Here is a 22,152-nt window from a genome sequence, read left to right as displayed (position 1 = left end):
CCCGGTACTCCCCTGGCCCGACCCCGGCCCGCGGGAGCTGCCGCCGATCTCGGGCAGGAGCTTGGCATGCACGGCGACACGCGGGACCAGTCCACACCTGTGGCCGAAACCCTCGACACAGCGGTCGCGGAATCCGCCGGACGGATGGATTCTGACACTCGGACAGATCCGGCGATGCCCGCACCCAGGGCGGCCGGGGCGGTCCGTACCGGATCCTCCGAATCCCAACCCCCCGCAGAGCAGCCCTCAGCAGCACAGCCCTCAGCGGTACAGCCCTCCGCAGCGGCCCCACAACCCGGGGCCGAGGAGGACCGGACCGCGGCACCCCGCAGGCGCACCACCACGCGCCGCACCACCGCCACCGCGTCGGCCGCCACCCCGAAGGCCGGCGACGGGGCCGACCCCGCACCGCGCCGGACGACCGCCGCGAAGAAGGCGGCCGCTCCGAAGGCGACCGCTGCGAAAGCGACCGCCCCGAAGGCGACCGCCGCGAAGGGTGCCGCCAAACCCGCTGCCAAGTCCGCTGCCAAGCCCTCCGCCCGCAAGACAGAGAGCGACACCGTGATCGGCCGCATCCCCGTCCTGGACGTCAGTCCCCTCGTCGACGCCGGCCGCCGCCCGGCCAAGGCGGTCGCCGGCGAGACCTTCCTGGTCACCGCGACCGTCTTCCGCGAGGGCCACGACGCCGTCAACGCCAACGTGGTGCTGCGCGACCCGCGCGGCCGCAGCGGCCCCTGGACGCCGATGCGCGAGCTCGCCGAGGGCACCGACCGCTGGGGCGCGTACGTCACGCCGACCGCGCCCGGCCGCTGGTCGTACCTGGTGGAGGCGTGGAGCGACCCGATCGCCACCTGGCGCAGGACCGCCTCGGTGAAGCTGCCCGCCGGGATCGACACCGCGCTGGTCCTGGAGGAGGGCGCCCGGCTGTTCGAGCAGGCCGCGGCCGGCGTGCCGAAGAAGGAGGGCCGCGCCGACGTCCTGGCCGCCGCCGACGCGCTGCGCGACTCGACCATGCCGCCGCTGTCCCGGCTGGCCGCCGCCCTGGCCCCCGAGGTGCTGGAGCTGCTGGCCCGTCACCCGCTGCGCGAACTGCTGAGCGCCTCCCGCCCGCTGCCGCTGCAGGTGGACCGGGAGCGCGCGCTGTTCGGCTCCTGGTACGAGTTCTTCCCCCGCTCGGAGGGCGCCGCGGTGGACCCGAGCGGCGTCGAGGCGCCGCGCCCGGGCACCCTGCGCACCGCCGCCGAACGGCTGCCCGCCATCGCCGCGATGGGCTTCGACGTGGTCTACCTGCCGCCGGTCCACCCGATCGGCCGAGCCTTCCGCAAGGGCCCGGACAACACCCTGACGACCGGTCCGCACGACGTCGGCTCGCCCTGGGCGATCGGCTCCCCCGAGGGCGGCCACGACGCGGTCCACCCCGACCTCGGCACCATCGAGGACTTCGACCACTTCGTCGCCGAGGCCCAGGCGCTGCACCTGGAGGTGGCGCTCGACTTCGCCCTCCAGTGCTCCCCCGACCACCCCTGGGTGAACAAGCATCCGGAATGGTTCAGCCACCGCGCGGACGGCACCATCGCCTACGCCGAGAACCCGCCGAAGAAGTACCAGGACATCTATCCGATCAACTTCGATCAGGACATGGATGGAATCGTCAAGGAAACCCTCAGGCTCCTCCGATTCTGGATGTCCCACGGCGTGCGGATCTTCCGGGTCGACAACCCGCACACCAAACCGGTGCTGTTCTGGGAGAAGGTGCTCGCCGACATCGCCCGAACCGACCCGGATGTCGTGTTCCTGGCGGAGGCCTTCACCCGCCCGGCGATGATGCACACCCTGGCGAAGATCGGTTTCCACCAGTCGTACACGTACTTCACCTGGCGCACCACCAAGCAGGAACTCACCGAGTACCTCACCGAGCTCACCGGTGACGCGGCCGCCTACATGCGCCCCAACTTCTTCGCCAACACCCCGGACATCCTGCACGCCTACCTGCAGCACGGCGGCCGCGCCGCCTTCGCGATCCGCGCCGTGCTCGCCGCCACCCTCTCCCCCAGCTACGGCGTCTACGCCGGCTACGAGCTGTACGAGAACGAGCCGGCCCACCCGGGCTCCGAGGAGTACCTGCACTCGGAGAAGTACGAGCTGCGCCCGCGCGACTGGAACCGCACCGACACCCTCGCCCCGCTGCTGACCGTGCTGAACCGGCTGCGCCGGCGCCACCCCGCCCTGCAGCAGCTGCGCGACCTGCGCTTCCACCCCACCGACAACGACCAGGTGCTCGCCTACTCCAAGACCGCGACCACCCCCGAGGGCCTCACCGACCAGGTCATCACCGTGGTGAACCTCGACCCGCACCACGTGCAGGAGGCCACCGTCACGCTCGACGGCGACGGCCCGTACGCGGTGCACGACGAGCTCACCGGCGCCGTCTACACCTGGGGCCGGCGCAACTACGTCCGGCTCGATCCCTCAGCCGAGCCGGCTCACCTCCTCACGGTTCGGAGGAACCCAGCGTGACAGTGAACGAGCCCGTCCCCGACACCTTCCCCGAGACCTCCAAGAAGAAGCTCGACCCCGAGTGGTTCAAGCGTGCGGTCTTCTACGAGGTGCTGGTGCGGTCCTTCCAGGACAGCAACGGCGACGGGGTCGGGGACCTCAAGGGGCTCACGGCCAAGCTCGACTACCTCCAGTGGCTCGGGATCGACTGCCTCTGGCTCCCCCCGTTCTTCGCCTCGCCGCTGCGCGACGGCGGGTACGACGTGTCCGACTACACCTCGGTGCTGCCGGAGTTCGGCGACCTCGCCGACTTCATGGAGTTCGTCGACGCCGCGCACGCCCGCGGCATGCGCATCATCATCGACTTCGTCATGAACCACACCAGCGACCAGCACCCGTGGTTCCAGGCCTCCCGGACGGACCCGGACGGGCCGTACGGCGACTTCTACATGTGGGCCGACGACGACAAGCAGTACCCGGACGCCCGGATCATCTTCGTCGACACCGAGACCTCCAACTGGACCTACGACCCGGTCCGCAAGCAGTACTACTGGCACCGCTTCTTCTCGCACCAGCCGGACCTCAACTACGACAACCCCCGGGTCCAGGACGAGATGATCGCCGGGCTGCGGTTCTGGCTCGACCTCGGCATCGACGGCTTCCGGCTGGACGCGGTGCCGTACCTCTTCGCCCGCGAGGGCACCAACTGCGAGAACCTGTCGGAGACCCACGAGTTCCTCAAGCGGGTCCGCAAGGAGATCGACGCCGACTACCCCGACACCGTGCTGCTCGCCGAGGCCAACCAGTGGCCGGAGGACGTCGTCGACTACTTCGGCGACTTCACCTCGGGCGGCGACGAGTGCCACATGGCGTTCCACTTCCCCGTGATGCCGCGGATCTTCATGGCGGTGCGCCGCGAGTCCCGCTACCCGGTGTCCGAGATCCTCTCCAAGACCCCGCAGATCCCCAACGGCTGCCAGTGGGGCATCTTCCTGCGCAACCACGACGAGCTGACCCTGGAGATGGTCACCGACGAGGAGCGCGACTACATGTACGCGGAGTACGCCAAGGACCCCCGGATGCGCGCCAACGTGGGCATCCGCCGCCGGCTCGCCCCGCTGCTGGAGAACGACCGCAACCAGATCGAGCTGTTCACCGCCCTGCTGTTCTCCCTGCCCGGCTCGCCGGTCCTCTACTACGGGGACGAGATCGGCATGGGCGACAACATCTGGCTCGGCGACCGGGACGGCGTGCGCACGCCGATGCAGTGGACCCCGGACCGCAACGCGGGTTTCTCCTCCGCCGACCCGGGCAGGCTCAGTCTGCCGCCCATCATGGACCCGGTGTACGGCTACCAGGTGACCAACGTCGAGGCGCAGCAGAGCAGTTCGAGTTCGCTGCTGCACTGGACGCGTCGCATGATCGAGATCCGCAAGCTCAATCCGGCGTTCGGCCTCGGCAGCTACGCCGAACTGCCGTCCAGCAACCCCGCCGTGCTGGCCTTCGTGCGCGAGTACGAGGGGGACCTGGTCATGTGCGTGAACAACTTCTCGCGGTTCGCGCAGCCGACCGAGCTGGACCTGCGGCAGTACGGCGGGCGGTACCCGGTCGAGCTGATCGGCGGGGTGCGCTTCCCGTCGATCGGTGAGTGGCCCTACCTGCTCACCCTGGCCGGGCACGGCTTCTACTGGTTCCAGCTCCGGCAGCCCCCGCGCCTGAGCGGGACCAGGCGGTCGAAGTAACGATCCGCCGCGCCTCGCCGCACGCACCACGTCAGCACCACCAGACCCTCCGGGGGCGCCAGTTGAACCCCAGCGCCCCCGGAGTTCTCTGCACCACCGCGTACGGAGAACAGCCCAACGGCCACCCACACGAAGGCGTGACACCCGAGCCAAACTCGCGTGCCGCGACCGCCGCGCCGCCGAAATCCGGAAGACTGACGGACCCGGCCACGACCCGTCGGGCAGTCCGCGTGCTTCCGGGGAAAGGGAGTCATGTCCGAAACCTCCCGCTCTCAAGCCCATGTGCAGCACGACGCCCCGGCCGGCTCCACCGCGCCGACCGGCGCGCGGGGCTCCGGGGCCCGGAGAACCACCCTGGGGGTCAGCGAGCTCGTCCAGGCAGCACTGCCGCTGATCGCCGCGTGGCTGCCCACCCAGCGCTGGTACGCCGGGAAGGGACGGCCCATCACCGGCCTCACGCCGGTGGTCGGCACCCCGCTGCAGGTCGGCGACCCGGCCCTGCTGCACCTGCTGCTACGGGTCGAGCACGCCACCACGGCCGGCGCCCCGCACGGCGACATCTACCAGCTGCTGCTCGGCATCCGCTCCCAGGGGCTCGGGGACATCGGGCCCGGCGCGGTGCTCGGCCGACTCAGCCAGGGCCCGTACGACGGCGCGACCCTCTACGACGCGGTACACGACGCCGAACTCACCGGGCGCCTGCTGGAGCACCTCGCCACCGGTGACCGCTTCGGCTCGCTGTCCTTCCGCCGCACCCCCGGCTCCGGTCTGCCCGCCAACCTCCCCGGCCGCGCCTCCACCGCCGAGCAGTCCAACAGCTCGGTCATCTTCGGCACCTCGTACATCCTCAAGCTGTTCCGCCGCATCCACCCCGGCACCAACCCCGACCTCGAACTCTCGCTCGCCCTCTCCCGGGCCGGCTCCACCCGCATCCCCCGGGTCGCCGCCTGGTTCGAGAGCCGGATGGAACGCGCCGAACCCGCCACCCTCGGCCTGCTCCAGCGCTACCTGCCGGACGCCGAGGACGGCTGGGAACTCGCCCTCGACCAGGTCGGCCGGCTCAAGGGCGACCGCTCCCCCGGCAACTTCGCCATCGAGGCGCACCGGCTCGGCCGGGCCACCGCCGAGGTGCACCGGGTACTGGCCCGCTCGATGCCGGTCGCCCGGCTCGACCGCGCCCAGACCGGTCGGCTGGCCACCACGATGGCCGACCGGCTGGACAGCGCCGTCGCCGCCGTCCCCGGACTACTGCGCTTCCGGTCCGCGCTGCGCGCCGCCTTCCAACAGCTCGCCGACGCCCACCCGGACGGCCTGCCGGTCCAGCGCATCCACGGCGACCTGCACCTCGGGCAGGCGATGCGGACCCCGCACGGCTGGGTGCTGCTGGACTTCGAGGGCGAGCCGGCCAAGTCGGTCAACGAGCGCCGCGAACCGCAGCCCGCCCTGCGCGACGTCGCCGCGATGCTCCGGTCCTTCGACTACGCGGCCGCCCACCTGCTGGCCGGCGGCCCGGTCGACCCGGAACTGGCCCATCTCGCCGCCGCCTGGGCTCAGCGCAACCGCACCGCCTTCTGCGCCGGCTACACCGCCGGGGGCGGCGCCGACCCGGCCGCCTCGCCGGAGCTGATGCGGGCGCTGGAGATCGACAAGGCGGTGTACGAGGTGGTGTACGAGGCCCGGCACCGGCCGAGCTGGCTGCCGATCCCGCTGGCCGCGATCAACCGGCTCGCCCTGTCCGTCTGACCCCGCGTTCCCCGTCCCGCCCGCCCGCCCGCCCGCCACGAGTTCGCCCACCCCCCGCCGCAGGAGGACCACGCCGTGACGCCGCTCGACCCGACCGGCCGCCCCAACCGCACAGTTCCGGCCACCTTCCTGGCCGGCGCCTCCGACCTGCCCCGAGCCGAAGGGCGCGCCGACGCCGAAAGGGAGAAGCGAGGGAGCGACGCAGGAGCGACGGAGCGCCGACCGTCGGCGCCGGATCAAGAGCGCCCGGAGGCGAGCGGGCGAATCACAGTCCTGCGCCTGCCCGAGGCGCCGCTGCCGCCGTCCGAGGTGGACCGGTTGGTGAGCGGGCACCACCACGACCCGCACGCGCTGCTCGGCGCGCACCCGGTGCACGGCGGCACGGCGATCCGGGTGCTGCGCCCGTTCGCCGAGCGGGTGGTCGTCGAGACCCCCCAGGGCCCGGCCGAACTCACCCACCAGCAGGGCGGCTTGTTCACCGGCCTGGTGGCCGGCCGCGAACTGCCCGACTACTCCCTGCTGGTGACCTACCCGGACGGCGAGCCGCTGCGCCAGCAGGACGGCTACCGCACCCCGCCCACGCTCGGCGACCTGGACCTGCACCTGATCTCCGAGGGCCGGCACGAGCAGCTGTGGCGGGCGCTCGGCTCGCACGTGCGCACCGTCGACGGCGTGGCCGGCACCGCGTTCGCGGTCTGGGCGCCGAACGCCTCCGGGGTGCGGCTGATCGGCGAGTTCAACCACTGGGACGGCACCGGGCACCCGATGCGCTCGCTCGGCTCGTCCGGCATCTGGGAGCTGTTCGTCCCGGGCCTGGCCGAGGGCACCACGTACAAGTACGAGGTGCACACCCGGCAGGGCTGGGTGCTCGACAAGGCCGACCCGCTGGCCCGGGCCGCCCAGTGCCCGCCCGGCACCGCCTCGGTGGTCACCTCCTCCGCCTACGTGTGGCAGGACGACGAGTGGATGGCCCGCCGGGCCCGCACCACGCACCACCGGGCGCCGATGTCGGTGTACGAGCTGCACCTGGCCTCCTGGCGCCCGGACCTCACCGACTACCGCGCCATCGCCGAGGAACTCCCCCGCTACCTCCAGGAGTTGAACTTCACCCACGTGGAGTTGATGCCGGTGATGGAGCACCCCTTCGGCGGCTCCTGGGGGTACCAGGTGTCCGGCTACTACGCCCCCACCGCCCGGCTCGGCGGGCCGGACGACTTCCGGTACCTGGTGGACGCCCTGCACCGGCACGGCATCGGCGTGATCGTCGACTGGGTGCCCGCGCACTTCCCCAAGGACGACTTCGCGCTCGCCCGCTTCGACGGCGAGCCGCTGTACGAGCCCGCCGACCCGCTGCGCGCCGAGCACCCCGACTGGGGGACGCTGGAGTTCGACTACGGCCGCAAGGAGGTGCGCAACTTCCTGGTCGCCAACGCGGTCTACTGGTGCGAGGAGTTCCACATCGACGGCCTGCGGGTGGACGCCGTCGCCTCGATGCTCTACCTCGACTACTCCCGCGAGGGCGGCGCCTGGACGCCCAACCAGTACGGCGGCCGGGAGAACCTGGACGCTGCCTCCTTCCTGCAGGAGATGAACGCCACCGTCTACCGGCGCTGCCCCGGCGTGATCACCATCGCCGAGGAGTCCACCGCCTGGGACGGGGTCACCCGCCCCACCGACGCCGGCGGCCTCGGCTTCGGGCTGAAGTGGAACATGGGCTGGATGCACGACTCCCTGGTCTACATGTCCAAGGAACCGGTGCACCGCAAGTACCACCACAACGAGATCACCTTCTCGATGGTGTACGCCTACTCGGAGAACTACATCCTGCCGATCTCGCACGACGAGGTCGTCCACGGCAAGCAGTCCCTGGTCTCCAAGATGCCCGGCGACTGGTGGCAGCAGCGCGCCAACCACCGCGCCTACCTGGGCTTCATGTGGTCCCACCCGGGCAAGCAACTGCTGTACATGGGGCAGGAGTTCGCCCAAGGCGCGGAATGGGACCACGAGCAGGGCCCGCAGTGGTGGGTGCTCGACGAACAGTGGCCGGCCCACCGGGACCACCTCGGGGTGCGCCGCCTGGTCCGCGACCTCAACCGGCACTACCTCGACACCCCGGCCCTGTGGGAGCTGGACACCACCCCGGACGGCTTCCGCTGGCTCGACGGCGGCGCCGCCGACGACAACCTGCTCTCCTACGTCCGCTACGCGGCCGACGGCACCCCGCTCGTCGCGGTCTGCAACTTCTCCCCGGTCGTCCGGCACGCCCGCCGGGTCGGCCTGCCCCGCCTCGCCGGCCGCGACCAGCTGTGGGAGGAAGTGCTGAACACCGACGCCGAGGAGTACGGCGGCGGCGGCATCGGCAACTCCCACCCGGTCAAGGCCGACCCCGTGGAGTGGGACGGCCAGCCCCGCTCCGCCGAACTGATCCTCCCCCCGCTCGCCACCCTCTGGCTCCGCCCGGCCTGAGCACCTAGGCTCCCCGCCTGAGAGTGATCGTCAGCAGGCGGGGGGCTTGCACATGTGGCTGTGGACGGTGCTGGGGTGGATCTACCTCTTGGTGCCCTTCGCCTGTTGGGCGGCGGTGGTCCGCACCCGGGCGGTCGGGGCGGCGGTCTTCGCCGTCCTGGCCGGCCTGGCCACCGCCATCGTGGGCCTGGAGTACGAGTGGTTCTTCATCCGGCCCATGGCCGAGCTGGAGGCCGGGTACCCGTTCGTGGCGAGCCTGGCGATCCTGGCGGGCGTGCTGGGCGAGAAGCGGCTGCGCGACCCCCGGCCGAAGGGGCGCATCGACCCCGAGACCGGAGCGGCCGTCGTGGTCTGCGCTCACGCCGTCGCCGGAGCGGCCATCGCCCTCCTCTACCAGCTCGCCGTCTACGAGCCCTTCATCCCGAGCCTCGCCGAGGTGCCGCTGCCACCCGGGGTGACCATCGAGCACGCCGACGAGGGCTACTGCGGCACGAACTTCTGCTCCCGGACCCTCACGATCGGCAGCAGCACCGGCCTGTCGCCCGCCGAGGTGCAGGCCCGGCTGCAGGCCGCGCTCGCCGCCGACGGCTGGACCCCCGGCCGCGACACCTTCCTGCAACGGCCGCACGGCTGGCTGGTGGACCGACGCGTGTCGGAGCTGCACTTCAGCGGGATGACGGTGGAGCTGTCCGGCTCGGAGCTCGCCATGGTCCGGCCCTGACCTCCGACTCCTCCCACGGTGACCTTCGGCCGCTTGCCACCGCTCAGCGCCTCTGCTCGCCGACGTCCGTTCGGGGTGCGAAGGTATGGTCGAGATGACCACCCACCGAGACGACGGGACGGAGACATCCGCGTGGCGCGCAGCGTGTACGTGACCGGGATCGACCGGGGGGACGGCCGGCAGGCGGTCGAACTCGGGGTCATGGAACTGCTCACCCGCCAGGTGGACCGGGTCGGGGTCTTCCGCCCGCTGGTGCACGCCGCCGCGCCCGGGCAGCCGGGCACGGACCACGTGGTCGAGCTGCTGCGCGGCCGCTACCGGATCGACCAGCCCGGCGCCGAGCTGTACGGCCTCACCTACGAGGAGGCCGCCGCGCTGCAGGCCGCCCAGGGACAGGACGAACTGGTCTCCGTCCTGGTCGACCGGTTCCGCGCGATGGAGCGGCGCTGCCAGGCGGTGCTGGTCCTCGGCACCGACTTCGCCGACACCAACATCCCGGACGAGCTGGCCTTCAACGCCCGCCTCGCCAACGAGTTCGGCGCCGCCGTGCTGCCGGTGGTCGGCGGGCACGCCGAGGACCCGGAGGCCGTGATCGCCGAGGTGCGCAACGCGCACCGGGCGTACACCGACCTCGGCTGCGAGACCCTGGCGATGATCGCCAACCGGGTCGCCCCCGGCGGCAAGCAGCGGATCCAGCGCACGCTCACCGAGAAGCTGCCGATCCCCGCCTACGTCATCCCGGAGGAGCCGGCGCTGGCCGCGCCGACCGTCGCCCAGCTGGTCGAGGCGACCGGCGCCGAGGTGCTGCTCGGGGACGCGGCCGGCCTGGCCCGGGACGTGCGCGGCTACGTCTTCGGCGGCGCGATGCTGCCGACCTTCCTGGACGCGCTGACCGAGGGCGCGCTGGTCGTCACCCCAGGGGACCGTGCCGACCTGGTGATCGGCTCGCTGGCCGCGCACGCCGCCGGCGCCCCGCCGATCGCCGGCGTGCTGCTGACGCTCGGCCAGCACCCCGGCCCGAACGTGCTGGCGTTGGCCGCCCGGCTCGCCCCGGGCACCCCGGTCGCGGTCGTCCCCGAGGGCAGCTGGCCGACCGCCGCCACCCTGACCCACCTGGAGGGCAAGCTCACCTCGGCCAGCCCCCGGAAGGCCGAGATCGCCCTCGGCCTGTTCGAACTGCACGTCGACACGGCCGAGTTGACCAATCGGATCGAGGTCGGCCGGTCCGAGCGGGTCACCCCGATGATGTTCGAGCACGCGCTGCTGGAGCGCGCCCGGGCCGGCCGCCGGCACGTCGTGCTGCCCGAGGGCACCGAGGAGCGGGTGCTCCGCGCGGCCGAGATCCTGCTGCGCCGCAACATCTGCGACCTCACCGTGCTCGGCGAGCCGGACGCGGTGCGCCGCAAGGCCGCGGGGCTCGGCATCGAGCTGCCGGAGGCGGGGCCACCTCCCGGCCGCCGGGCCGGGGGAGAGCCGGGCGCCGACCGCGCGCAGCTCCGGATCGTCGACCCGGCCACCAGCCCGCTGCGCCGCCAGTTCGCCGAGCTCTACGCGAAGCTGCGGGCCCACAAGGGCATGACGGTCGAGCTGGCCCTCGACGTGGTCACCGACGTGTCCTACTTCGGCACCCTGATGGTCCAGGAGGGCATCGCGGACGGCATGGTGTCCGGCGCGGTGCACTCCACGGCGGCCACCATCCGGCCCGCCTTCGAGGTGATCAAGACCTCGCCGGGCGCCTCGATCGTCTCCTCCGTCTTCTTCATGTGCCTGGCCGACAAGGTGCTGGTGTACGGCGACTGCGCGGTCAACCCCGACCCGGACGCCCAGCAGCTGGCCGACATCGCCATCCAGGCCGCCACCACCGCCGCCCAGTTCGGGGTGGAGCCACGGGTCGCGATGCTCTCGTACTCCACCGGCACCTCCGGCTCCGGCGCGGACGTCGACAAGGTGCGCAAGGCCACCGAGCTCGTCCGCGAGCTGCGGCCGGACATCCTGGTGGAGGGCCCGATCCAGTACGACGCGGCGGTGGACGAGCACGTCGCGGCCACCAAGCTGCCGGGCTCGCCGGTGGCCGGGCGAGCGACCGTGCTGATCTTCCCGGACCTCAACACCGGCAACAACACCTACAAGGCCGTCCAGCGCTCGGCCGGCGCGGTCGCGGTCGGCCCGGTGCTGCAGGGGCTGCGCAAGCCCGTCAACGACCTCTCGCGCGGCGCGCTGGTCGAGGACATCGTCAACACCGTCGCGATCACCGCCATCCAGTCCCAGGACCACAAGGAGCCCGGCGCATGAGTGAAGGCACCCGCGTTCTGGTTCTGAACGCCGGATCCTCGTCGGTGAAGTACCAGCTGATCGACATGCTGGACGGAGCCCGGCTGGCCGCCGGGCTGGTCGAGCGGATCGGCGAGGGCGCCGGCCGCCTGGTGCACACCCCGCGCGGGGGTGAGCCGCGCGAGGCCGCGCAGGTCTTCCCCGACCACGCCGCCGCGCTGAAGGCCGTCGCCGAGGAACTGGCCGCCGACGGCCTCGGGCTGGACTCCCCCGAACTGGCCGCGATCGGCCACCGGGTGGTGCACGGCGGCCTGCGGTTCACCGAGCCGACCGTGATCACCGACGAGGTGCTCAAGGAGATCCGCCGGCTGATCCCGGTCGCGCCGCTGCACAACCCGGCCAACATCACCGGCATCGAGGTGGCCCGGGCACTGCGCCCCGACCTGCCGCAGGTGGCCGTGTTCGACACCGCCTTCCACGCCTCGATGCCCGAGTTCGCGGCCCGGTACGCGATCGACAAGGACGTCGCCGACCAGCACCGGGTGCGCCGCTACGGCTTCCACGGCACCTCGCACCAGTACGTCTCGCGGGCCACCGCCCGGCTGCTCGGCAAGGATCCGGCCGAGGTCAACGTGATCGTGCTGCACCTGGGCAACGGGGCCTCCGCCTCGGCGGTCGGCGGCGGCCGCTGCGTGGACACCTCGATGGGCCTCACCCCGCTGGAGGGCCTGGTCATGGGTACCCGCTCGGGCGACATCGACGCCGGCGTGGTGTTCCACCTGCACCGGGTCGGCGGACTGTCGATCGACGGGATCGACGACCTGCTCAACCGCCGCAGCGGCCTGCGCGGCCTGTGCGGCGAGAACGACATGCGCGAGATCATGCGCCGCGCCGACGAGGGCGACGCGGACGCGAAGCTCGCCTTCGACACCTACATCCACCGGCTGCGCAAGTACATCGGCGGCTACTACGCGGTGCTCGGCCGGGTGGACGCGATCGCGTTCACCGCGGGCGTCGGGGAGAACGCGGCGCCGGTGCGCGCGGCGGCCACCGCGGGGCTGGACGAACTGGGCATCGCCGTGGACCCGGAGCTGAACTCGGTGCGCTCCCGCGAGGCCCGGATCATCTCGCCCGCGTACGCCCGGGTGACGGTCGCCGTGGTGCCCACCGACGAGGAGCTGGAGATCGCCCGGCAGGCCTTCGCGCTGGTGTACCGGGAACACCGACAGTCCGAGGAATGACACGAAATCGTCTCACTCCTCGAAACGATTCGCTGGCGATTCCTCCCGGTCCGCACCGAATGCACGCATAACACGAACGGATAGACTGATCGATATGCGCCGAGCGAAAATTGTCTGCACCCTGGGTCCGGCGACGGACTCCTACGAACAGCTGAAGGCCATCGTCGAAGCGGGCATGAACGTCGCCCGACTGAACATGAGCCACGGCAACCACGCGGACCACGAGGAGCGGTACCGCAAGGTCCGCCAGGTCTCGGAGGACACCGGCAAGGCCATCGGCGTCCTTGCCGACCTCCAGGGTCCGAAGATCCGTCTGGCGACCTTCGCCAACGGCCCGGTGACCGTCGACAACGGCGACGAGTTCACCATCACCACCGAGGACGTCCCCGGTGACCAGTACATCTGCGGCACCACCTACAAGGGCCTGCCCGGCGACGTGAAGCCCGGCGACCCGATCCTGATCAACGACGGCGTCATCGCCCTGGAGGTCGTCAGCGTCGACGGCCCGCGGGTGAAGACCGTGGTGGTCGAGGGCGGCGTGCTCTCGAACAACAAGGGCATCAACCTGCCCGGCGCGGCCGTGAACGTGCCCGCCCTGTCCGAGAAGGACAAGGACGACCTGCGCTTCGCGCTCCGCCTGGGCGTCGACATGGTCGCGCTGTCCTTCGTCCGCAACGCGGACGACATCAAGGACGTCCACGAGGTCATGGACGAGGTCGGCATCCGGGTGCCGGTCATCGCCAAGATCGAGAAGCCGCAGGCCGTCGAGGCCATGGAGGAGATCGTCCTCGCCTTCGACGCCATCATGGTCGCCCGCGGCGACCTCGCCGTGGAGTACCCGCTGGAGCGGGTGCCGCTGGTCCAGAAGCAGCTGGTCACGCTGGCCCGCCGCAACGCCAAGCCGGTCATCGTCGCCACCCAGATGATGGAGTCGATGATCCACGCCTCGCGCCCGACCCGCGCCGAGGTCTCCGACGTCGCCAACGCCATCCTGGACGGCACCGACGCGGTCATGCTCTCCGCCGAGTCCAGCGTCGGCAAGTACCCGGTCGAGACCGTCCGCACCATGAGCCGGATCTGCGAGAAGGCCGAGGAGGAGCTGGTCTCCCAGGGCCTGCAGCCGCTCAACCCTGGCCGCAAGCCGCGCACCCAGGGCGGCTCGGTCGCCCGCGCCGCGTGCGAGCTGGGCGACTTCCTCGACGGCAAGGCCCTGGTCGCGTTCACCAAGTCCGGCGACACCGCGCGCCGGCTGTCCCGCTACCGCTCGCCGATCCCGGTGATCGCGTTCACCCCCGACTCCGCGACCCGCAACCAGCTCTCGCTGAGCTGGGGCGTCGAGGCGTACGTGACCGAGCAGGTCGCCACCACCGACGCCATGGTCGCCCAGGTCGACCGTGAGCTGCTGCGGCTGGGCCGGCTCGCCGAGGGCGAGACCGTGATCGTCACCGCCGGTGTCCCGGTCGGCATCCCGGGCACCACCAACATGGTGCAGGTGCACCACCTGGGCAGCCGGGGCGAGTGAGCGTCGGGCCGTAGGCCGCAAGAACGCCCGTGGGGCGGTCCTCCTGTGCGGAGGGCCGCCCCACGGGCGTTACGGCGTCGGCTACTTGTCGCTGTAGGGCGCGTCGTCGTTGAACAAGTGCATCCCCGGGATGTGCAGGGTGCCGCCGAACTGGCCGGCCTGCTTGGCGGTGACGCCGGTCAGCTCCAGGTCCAGCGGGATCGGGATGGCGCCGATCAGGTCGTACAGCCAGCGCGGCAGGGTGTCCGGGGTGAGGGTGATCTCGCCCAGGTCGATCGGGATCGGCAGGCCGAGCAGCTTGGAGAGGTGGCCGGACAGCCGCTCCACGTACATGGTGACCGGGCCGTTGCGCATGGTCGAGGTGGACCCCTTGGCGCCCTGGACGTGGAAGGTCACGCCGTTGCTTTCCAGGGTCGACATGTCGAGATCGTCGATGTCCACGCTGTCGACGACGAACTTCAGCACCCGCTTGGTCCTCGTCGGGGTCTTCACGTCGTAGACGCCGTGGAAGACCGCGCCGTGCAGGGCGAGCCGGCTGGTCTGCAGCGTCCAGTTCTGCTCCGGGACGACCTGCCCCGCGGCGGCCGCGCCGGCGGTCAGACTCCTGGCGTCCACAGCGCAGTTGGGGTTGGCGGTGGGCGAGGCGGACGGGGTGCCGGTGGCGCCCGCGGTCGGCGAGGCGGTACCGGAGGCGCCCGCTGAGGGCGACGCGCCCGTGGAGGGCGTCGCCTTGGGGCTCGCCTTCCCGCTCGGCGTCGCGGCCGGCGAGGGCGCGCCGCCCGAGAGCTGGGCTGCCGGCGACGCGGCGCCCTGGGCCTGCGGCTGGACGGGCGCGGGCTGGGCCGGGGTGCCGTCGCGCGGGGCCGGAGTGGTGGCCGGCGCCGGGGTGGTGGCCGGGGCCGGGGTGGGGCCGGGCTTGGGGGCCTGGGTCGGACTCGGGCTCGGCGAGGCGCTCGGGTTCAGCAGGTGGTTGATGCCGCCGACGATGTCGTCGATCAGCCCGGCCTGGGTCGCCAGGCCCGGACCGCTTCCGGCGCCCTGCTGGACCGTGCTCGGCGCGACCGCGTCTGTGGTGGCGGCCGCGGCCTGCGGCTGCGCGGCCGCGCGGGCGGCGGGCGGCTGGGTGGCGGGCGTCGCGGCGGACGGCGGCTTGACCGGCGAGGTGGGCTGCGGGGTGGGCGCGGCGGTCGGAGCGTGAGTCGGGGCCTGGGTCGGGGCCTGGGTCGGCACCGAGCTCGGCCCGGTCGAGGGACCGGAGGTGGGCGCCCCCGGTGCCGTGGTCGGCGCGGTGGTCGGGCCCGGCGGCGGCTCGGGCAACTCGGTCTTGGGGACGGGCGTCTCGACCGGCGCGACGTCCGGCACGGCGACCGGCGCGTTGCCGCACGGCTTGCCCGCCGCGGACTCGGCCAGCGCCGGGTTGGGCGTGTAGGCGGCGGCCATCAGCAGCGCGGTCGGCACCGCGGCCATCGCCAGCGCGCGGCCTCTCAGCCGGACCCGTACGGGCGTGCGCGGGGCCGCGTGCCGGCCTGAGCGTTGCGCCGGGACGGCCGTACCGTCGGCTTGCTCGGCCGGGCCGGTCACCGCGCCCCCTCCGGATCGGCGGCGCCGGTCTGCTTCGGGACGGTGGGCTTGGCGGTCGGCTCGGCGGCCTCGGCGGCCGGCTCCTGCGGCGCGCCCTGGGCGGGCAGTTGGGCGGTGGGCGCCTCGGCGGCGGTCTCCGCCACGGTCTCGGCGGGCGCCGCTGCGGGCGCCTCGACGGCCTGCTCGACGGCCTGCTCGGTGGCGACACTCTCCGCCACCGCGTTACCCGCCGTAGCCACGTCGGCGCCCTTGGCCCGGCGGCGTCCGCCCCTGGCCGCCGAATCGGCCTTCGGCTCCGGCATCGGCGCCCAGGAGACCATCAGCCCGCCGCCGATCAGGCCCGGCAGCAGCGACAGCCCGAAGCCCGCCAGGTTGGACACCGGGATCGAGACCAGGGTCAGCAGGATGGTGGCGATGCCGCTGAAGACCCGCACGGCGGGCTGGAACCAGGCGGTCAGACCGAGGATGATCATCAGGACGCCGATGATCAGCGATCCGGCGCCGGCCGTGGTGGACATCGCGATGGTCAGGCCACCGAACGTCAGGTGCGCGTACGGGAAGTAGAGGATCGGGACGCCGGCGATCATGGCCAGCAGGCCGCCCCAGAAGGGCCTGGTGCGGCGGAAATCACGGAAGTGCCGCCAGAGCCACCCGATCGGGTTCTGGTGGCCGGTCCGGGGTTCGACCGTTGCGCTGGACATGGTGCAGCTCCTCGATGTCGCTACGAGGGACGAACAATTGGGGGTGGGCCGGGGGACGGCGGTGATCCGCCGCCCCCGGCTCCGGGTGGACCCGTCGATCGGGCACTGCGCCCGGCACGCCGTCAGGCGCGCCGGGCGGCCGTGCCGTCAGGCGAGGCTCAGAAGCACTCGTTGCCCGCGCCGTCGCCGCTCTTCAGCGCGAGGTTCAGGCCGTTCAGCTTGAACGTTCCGGCCGAGGTGGCCCGGGCGACCTGCTGAACGCCGCTCAGGTCGGCCTTCTTGGCGGCCTGGGCGAAACCGACCGCACCGGTCGGCAGGCCGGCGCCGCCGCCCGCCTTGGTGACGCCCGGGTGCGGGGTCCAGCCCTGGGTGGCCGAGCCGGAGAGGGTGGAGGCGTCCTGGCCGATGTTGATGTCGGTGAAGGTCGCGTCCGCCTTCAGCTGCTCCAGGTCGATCAGCAGGTTGTCGGCCTGAACCGGCTTGCCCGCCTCGGTGCCGGCGTGCAGCTGCAGGGTGATCTTGCCCAGGCCGAACGCGGACAGGTCGGTCACCACCGACTGGCACAGGTTGGTGATGTCGGCGTGGTCGAAGGCCGAGACCGCGACCGGGTGCGGCTTGCCGTTCGCCTCGATGTCGACCGAGCCGAACTGGGCGAAGTTGGTGCCGTGCAGCTGGTCGGTGCTGACCTTGAACTGCTGGCCGGAAATGCTGAACGAGGCGGCGAGCGCGCTGTTGGCGATCGAGACGCCGACCATCGCGGTGGCCGCGACGCTCGGCACCATCACCAGGGCGAAGCGCTTCCAGCGGGTCTTGCCGTAGGTCTTGGACATGCGAGTCCTCCTTCTAGGACGTACATCTCCGGCTCCCCGGCGGCGCGTCCCGCGCCGGTGGGGGCCTGGGATGGGAGAGAGCTACGTCCTCGGTAGCGGAGAGCGCCTCGGGCGTCGGCGGACGCGGGAGTGGCCCGCGTACAGCGGCCCTCCCGGCCAAGCGCCGGCCGACCTTGTGGGGCGGCGGGCAGGACCGACGACATCGGCGATCACCCCCGAGCGACAACCAGCGACCGCGCAGGGCCGCGCGGCCGGTCGAAGGACAGGAACCGCCGTGGGACCGCGGATACCCCCCTGCCCTCCCTACCGCCGACCGGGGTCGGCGGATCGCCCGGTGGGGATCCCGCGCTCCGCGTCACCGACGGACTGTCGGAGGGTGTGGAGTCTGGGACCGGGCGACGCCGATGCTGCTTGAATCCCGGGCGAAGCACAAGGGGTGCCTTACTGACGGGTAATGCAACATTGAGTGGCGTCGATCATGAACTGAGCCCGATTTGCACCGTGTGTGACGCCTTGAAGGAAACGTGACGGCGAAATTTGCCGGAAACACTAACGAAACACCCGTGGGTGGTCACGTACGGTGACCACCCACGGGTGAAATCAAGATTTGGTAAACCTCTGTCCGGTTGACCGGATTGTCGGCAAATCACCTGGCGACACCGCAGGTCATCCACCGTGCCAGCCGGCGGCCGAAACCGCGCCCGAACCGGGCCGGCATCAGGCCCGAACCAGACCCGAACCGGACGCGCGCCGCGCCCGAACCGGGCTCAGAACAGCACGCGCGCCAGCGCCGTACGAGCCGCGGTGACCCGCGGGTCGTCCGACCCGATCACCTCGAACAGCTCCAGCAGGCGCAGCCGGGCGGTGTCCCGGTCCTCGCCGGCCGTCCGCCCGACGGTGTCCACCAGACGCCCGAAGGCGTCCTCGACGTGGCCGCCGACCAGGTCCAGGTCGGCCGCCTGGAGCTGGATCCCGACGTTCTTCGGGTCGGCGGCGGCCGCCGCCCGGACGGCCTGCAGGTCCAGGCCCTCGATCCGCTGCAGCAGCTCGGCCTGGGCCAGGCCCAGCTTGGCCTCGGTGTTGCCCGGCTCCTCGGTCAGCACGTTCTTGTACGCCTGGATGGCGCCGCCCAGGTCACCGGCGTCCAGCGCGTCGTGCGCGGCGGCCAGCGCCGGGTCCTCGGGGCGCTGCGGGGCGGCGGCCGGGGCCTCGCCCGGGGCGGCCGCGCCGCCGGCCACGCCGAAGCGCTGCTCGGCGACCAGGATCAGCTGGTCCAGCACCTTGCGGATGTTGGCGGCGCTCTCCGCGCCCTGGAACAGCGGCACCAGCTGGCCGGCCACCACGGCCATCACGGCCGGGATGCCCTGGATGCCGAACTGCTGGGCGAGCAGCTGGTTGGAGTCCACGTCGATCTTGGCGAGCACGAAGCGGCCGGCGTACTCCTCGGCCAGGTCCTCCAGGACCGGGCTGAGCTGCTTGCAGGGGCCGCACCACTCGGCCCAGAAGTCGATGACGACCGGCACCTCGGTGGAGCGCTGGACGACCTCGGTCTCGAAGGTGTCCTCGGTGACGTCGATGACGAGCGGGTGCGCGGGCTGGGCGGGGGCGACACCGGCCGCTTCGGCGGCGGCCGTCTGGCGGGCCCGCTCGGCCCGGGCCTGCTCGGCCTTCTGGGCGGCCTCGCCGGCCGCCTTCACTGCGGCGAGGTCGACCGCGCCGCGCAGGGCGGAGCTGTTGGGACGCGAATTCCGTGGCTGCATGGCACTATCCTCCCCCGTCCGCACTGCTCGCGGGCACCATCCTCGGGAAAGTCGCTCCGCGCGGGCCGCGCGGCGCGGGTTCCCGGGCGTCGTACCCGTCCCCCGGTAGCCTGGACCGTTCGGCGCGGATCCCCACCCGCGCCCGCGCCGCTCCCGTCCCACGGTTGCGGCGCCTGGTTGTCACTGGCTTTCCTGCTCTTTCGCTACGAGTCGTAGCGTAACTGGATCCGGTGCCCCGGCCGCAAGCCCCACCGGCGGTTCGGGGACGTGAGCTGCCCCACTTTCCCGGGTGGCCCGGCTGCCCGAATCGGCCAACAGTCGCTACCGTTACCAGCCCCGCCCAAGTTACTTACCAGTAAAGCGCAAGGAGGCCCGGTGCCGGCCCCCCAGCCCCACCCGAGCCCGGAGAGCACGGTCCCCCCGTGCACGGCCCCGGCGAGCCCGGCCCCCGAGGCCGCCGGCGCCGCCCGCGCCAAGGGCCGCCCGCGCAGTGCCGCCGCCGACCGCGCGATCCTCGACGCCACCCGCGAGGCCCTCGCCGAACTCGGCTGGGGCGGAATGACCATGGGCCACGTGGCGAGCCGGGCCGGAGTCGCCAAGACCACCCTCTACCGCCGCTGGCCGTCCAAGAACGAGCTCGTGGTCGACGCCGTCGCCACCCTCTTCGACGACCTGGTGATGCCCGACCTCGGCAGCCTGCGGGCCGACATCGAGGCCGTGGTGGCCCAGTTCGCCGACCTGCTGGCCCGCCCCGAGACCCAGGCCTCACTGCTCGCGCTGTTCGCCGAGGGCATCCGCGACCGGCAGCTGCACCGCCGGATCCGCGAGGCCATCGTGGACCCGCAGAAGCGGCTGGTCCGCCAGGGCCGGGCGGCTGCACAGGCGCGCGGCGAACTCGAGGCGGACACCGACGCCGAGTCCGCCCGCGAGGAGGTCGACATCATCTTCGACACCATCGCGGGCACCGTCGAACACCGCGTCCTGGTCAGCGGCGAGCCGATCACCCCCGACTGGACCCGCCGCTTCACCGACCTGCTGCTGGGACCGCTCACCACCTGCTGAGGACACGACGCAGCCGCCCGTACGGACGACTCCGTACGGGCGGCTGCGGCTCGTCCGCTCGCCCCCTCGCCCACTCACCTCCGGGCGCCCGGGGCGCTCGGGGGCTCGGGGCGCTCCAGCGTGCTCGGGGCGCTCGGGGCGGTGAGCGCGGTCAGAACGTCGCGTTCTCCTGGTACGTCCCCCACTCCGACCGCAGCGCGTTGCAGATCTCGCCCAGCGTCGCCTCGGCGCGCACCGCGTCCAGCATCGGCGGGATCATCGACTCGCCGGAGCGCGCCGCCGCCAGCATGGCGTCCAGCCCGGCCCGCACGGCCGCCTCGTCCCGGGCCGCCTTGCGCTCGCCCAGCACGCGCACCTGCTCGCGCTCGACCTCGTGGCTGACCCGCAGGATCTCCAGCTCCTTGGTGACGCTGCCCGGGTGGCAGTTGACGCCGACCACGCGCTTGTCGCCCTTCTCCACCGACTGCTGGTACTGGAAGGCCGCCTCGGCGATCTCGCCGGTGAACCAGCCCTCCTCGATGCCGCGCAGGATGCCGGAGGTGATCGGGCCGATCTCGTGGTCCTCGCGGCCCTTGTCCAGGATCCGCTGGAAGATCGCCTCGGCCTGCTGCTCGATCCGGTCGGTCAGCGCCTCGACGTACCAGGAACCGCCCAGCGGGTCGGCCACGTTGGCGACGCCGGTCTCCTCCATCAGCACCTGCTGGGTGCGCAGGGCGATCTCGGCGGCCTGCTCGGAGGGCAGCGCCAGGGTCTCGTCCAAGGCGTTGGTGTGCAGCGAGTTGGTGCCGCCGAGCACCGCGGCCAGCGCCTCGACGGCGGTGCGGACCACGTTGTTGTACGGCTGCTGCGCGGTGAGCGAGACGCCGGCGGTCTGGGTGTGGAACCGCAGCCACTGCGCCTTGTCGGTCTTCGCGCCGAAGCGGTCGCGCATCCAGCGGGCCCAGATCCGGCGCGCGGCGCGGAACTTGGCGATCTCCTCGAAGAAGTCCAGGTGCGCGTCGAAGAAGAAGGACAGGCCGGGCGCGAAGACGTCCACGTCCAGGCCCCGGGACAGGCCCAGCTCGACGTAGCCGAAGCCGTCCGCGAGGGTGTACGCCAGCTCCTGCGCGGCCGTCGCCCCGGCCTCGCGGATGTGGTACCCGGAGACGGACAGCGGCTTGTACGCGGGGATGCCCTCGGCGCAGTAGGCCATCAGGTCGCCGATCAGACGCAGGTGCGGCTCGGGGGCGAAGAGCCACTCCTTCTGCGCGATGTACTCCTTGAAGATGTCCGTCTGCAGGGTGCCGTTGAGCACCGCCGGGTCGACGCCCTGGCGCTCGGCGGCGACCAGGTACATGCAGAAGACCGGGACGGCCGGGCCGCTGATCGTCATCGAGGTGGTGACCTCGCCGAGCGGGATGCCCTTGAACAGCACCTCCATGTCGGCGGCCGAGTCGATGGCCACGCCGCAGTGACCGACCTCGCCGAGCGACTTGGGGTCGTCCGAGTCGTAGCCCATCAGGGTGGGCATGTCGAAGGCGACCGAGAGGCCGCCGCCGCCCGCGTCCAGGATCATCCGGTAGCGCTCGTTGGTCTGCTGCGCGTTGCCGAAGCCGGCGAACTGGCGGATGGTCCAGGTGCGGCCCCGGTAGCCGGTCGGGTGCAGGCCGCGGGTGTACGGGTACTCGCCCGGCCAGCCGATCCGCTCGAAGCCCTCGTAGGCCTGCCCGGCGGGCGGGCCGTAGACCGGCTCGACCTCGTCGCCGGAGAGCGTGGTGAAGTCCGCGTCCCGCCGGCGGGCCTTGTCGTACCGCTGCTGCCAGCGCTGCCGTCCGCGCTCGATCTCCTCGGCGTCCATGGCCCGAACTCCGCTCCGTACGGCCGCCACGGCGACGGGGCGGCACAGCTATTAGGACGTCCTACTAATTTACTCGGACGTCCTAGTACTTGTCGACGGATGACGGCCGCGAAAGACCGGGAAACCGCCCCGGTGGCCCACGAACGCCGAGGGCCTCGCGAACGGCCGAGGCCCACGGC

General features: G+C 72.3%; 14 protein-coding genes. 9 read left to right on the top strand and 5 right to left on the bottom strand.

Features of this window, described 5'->3' with window-relative positions; translation table 11 throughout:
• Positions 1-561: 561 nt before the first annotated feature.
• The 8 genes from ACZ52R_RS21155 (at position 562) to pyk (ending at position 14,202) form a co-directional block, all read left to right on the top strand.
• Positions 562-2,517: an alpha-1,4-glucan--maltose-1-phosphate maltosyltransferase gene (locus ACZ52R_RS21155; protein WP_465617785.1), complete on the top strand. Its 1,956-nt coding sequence runs from the start codon at positions 562-564 to the stop codon at positions 2,515-2,517.
• Complete coding sequence (gene treS / locus ACZ52R_RS21150; protein ID WP_360498703.1) at positions 2,514-4,238, top strand: maltose alpha-D-glucosyltransferase; 1,725 nt, start codon at positions 2,514-2,516, stop codon at positions 4,236-4,238. Before ACZ52R_RS21155 ends, treS begins: the two co-directional genes overlap by 4 nt.
• Positions 4,239-4,490: 252 nt before the next feature.
• On the top strand, positions 4,491-5,981 hold the full coding sequence (locus tag ACZ52R_RS21145; protein WP_465617678.1) for a maltokinase N-terminal cap-like domain-containing protein: 1,491 nt from the start codon (positions 4,491-4,493) through the stop codon (positions 5,979-5,981).
• 75 nt (positions 5,982-6,056) lie between these two features.
• A complete protein-coding gene (gene glgB, locus ACZ52R_RS21140; protein WP_465661120.1) occupies positions 6,057-8,447 on the top strand; it encodes a 1,4-alpha-glucan branching protein GlgB in 2,391 nt (796 codons plus the stop codon).
• 46 nt (positions 8,448-8,493) lie between these two features.
• Positions 8,494-9,168, top strand: coding sequence for a hypothetical protein (locus ACZ52R_RS21135; RefSeq protein WP_465617674.1), 675 nt, complete (start codon positions 8,494-8,496; stop codon positions 9,166-9,168).
• 132 nt (positions 9,169-9,300) lie between these two features.
• On the top strand, positions 9,301-11,460 hold the full coding sequence (gene pta, locus ACZ52R_RS21130) for a phosphate acetyltransferase (protein ID WP_465617672.1): 2,160 nt from the start codon (positions 9,301-9,303) through the stop codon (positions 11,458-11,460).
• Positions 11,457-12,680, top strand: coding sequence for an acetate kinase (locus ACZ52R_RS21125; RefSeq protein WP_465617670.1), 1,224 nt, complete (start codon positions 11,457-11,459; stop codon positions 12,678-12,680). Before pta ends, ACZ52R_RS21125 begins: the two co-directional genes overlap by 4 nt.
• A gap of 94 nt (positions 12,681-12,774) precedes the next feature.
• The gene (gene pyk / locus ACZ52R_RS21120) at positions 12,775-14,202 is read left to right on the top strand and encodes a pyruvate kinase (RefSeq protein ID WP_360498694.1); all 1,428 of its coding nucleotides are present in this window, start codon (positions 12,775-12,777) and stop codon (positions 14,200-14,202) included.
• An 81-nt stretch (positions 14,203-14,283) separates the two neighbouring features.
• Here pyk and ACZ52R_RS21115 read toward each other — a convergent pair whose 3' ends face one another.
• The 4 genes from ACZ52R_RS21115 to ACZ52R_RS21100 all read right to left on the bottom strand — a co-directional run bounded on the left by ACZ52R_RS21115 (position 14,284) and on the right by ACZ52R_RS21100 (position 19,074).
• The gene (locus ACZ52R_RS21115; RefSeq protein ID WP_465753871.1) at positions 14,284-15,783 is read right to left on the bottom strand and encodes a hypothetical protein; all 1,500 of its coding nucleotides are present in this window, start codon (positions 15,781-15,783) and stop codon (positions 14,284-14,286) included.
• Positions 15,780-16,484, bottom strand: coding sequence for a DUF6114 domain-containing protein (locus ACZ52R_RS21110; protein ID WP_465753870.1), 705 nt, complete (start codon positions 16,482-16,484; stop codon positions 15,780-15,782). The genes ACZ52R_RS21115 and ACZ52R_RS21110 overlap by 4 nt, the downstream gene beginning before the upstream one ends.
• A 158-nt stretch (positions 16,485-16,642) precedes the next feature.
• Positions 16,643-17,314 carry a DUF6230 family protein gene (locus ACZ52R_RS21105; RefSeq protein ID WP_360498689.1) on the bottom strand — a complete coding sequence of 224 codons (672 nt, stop codon included), beginning with the start codon at positions 17,312-17,314 and terminating at the stop codon, positions 16,643-16,645.
• 767 nt (positions 17,315-18,081) lie between these two features.
• On the bottom strand, positions 18,082-19,074 hold the full coding sequence (locus ACZ52R_RS21100) for a tetratricopeptide repeat protein (RefSeq protein ID WP_465617664.1): 993 nt from the start codon (positions 19,072-19,074) through the stop codon (positions 18,082-18,084).
• 375 nt (positions 19,075-19,449) lie between these two features.
• On the opposite strand from ACZ52R_RS21100, the gene ACZ52R_RS21095 reads away from it, so the two are divergent.
• Complete coding sequence (locus ACZ52R_RS21095) at positions 19,450-20,136, top strand: TetR/AcrR family transcriptional regulator (protein ID WP_396287743.1); 687 nt, start codon at positions 19,450-19,452, stop codon at positions 20,134-20,136.
• Positions 20,137-20,287: 151 nt separating this feature from the next.
• On the opposite strand, the gene ACZ52R_RS21090 is transcribed toward ACZ52R_RS21095, so the two are convergent.
• Complete coding sequence (locus tag ACZ52R_RS21090; RefSeq protein WP_360498685.1) at positions 20,288-21,973, bottom strand: acyl-CoA mutase large subunit family protein; 1,686 nt, start codon at positions 21,971-21,973, stop codon at positions 20,288-20,290.
• Positions 21,974-22,152: the final 179 nt, after the last annotated feature.

The sequence above is a fragment of the Kitasatospora sp. NPDC034023 genome (genome assembly GCF_055575795.1).
The sequence above is the reverse complement of the archived record's forward strand: the minus strand, read 5'-3'. Positions and strand labels throughout refer to the sequence as shown.

Excerpts from the sequence above, each read along its gene's own strand:
- ACZ52R_RS21105 (WP_360498689.1), bottom strand. The coding sequence starts at position 17,314 with ATGTCCAAGACCTACGGCAAGACCCGCTGGAAGCGCTTCGCCCTGGTG.
- pyk (WP_360498694.1), top strand. The coding sequence starts at position 12,775 with ATGCGCCGAGCGAAAATTGTCTGCACCCTGGGTCCGGCGACGGACTCC.
- ACZ52R_RS21125 (WP_465617670.1), top strand. The coding sequence starts at position 11,457 with ATGAGTGAAGGCACCCGCGTTCTGGTTCTGAACGCCGGATCCTCGTCG.
- ACZ52R_RS21110 (WP_465753870.1), bottom strand. The coding sequence starts at position 16,484 with ATGTCCAGCGCAACGGTCGAACCCCGGACCGGCCACCAGAACCCGATC.
- ACZ52R_RS21100 (WP_465617664.1), bottom strand. The coding sequence starts at position 19,074 with ATGCAGCCACGGAATTCGCGTCCCAACAGCTCCGCCCTGCGCGGCGCG.
- ACZ52R_RS21145 (WP_465617678.1), top strand. The coding sequence starts at position 4,491 with ATGTCCGAAACCTCCCGCTCTCAAGCCCATGTGCAGCACGACGCCCCG.
- ACZ52R_RS21090 (WP_360498685.1), bottom strand. The coding sequence starts at position 21,973 with ATGGACGCCGAGGAGATCGAGCGCGGACGGCAGCGCTGGCAGCAGCGG.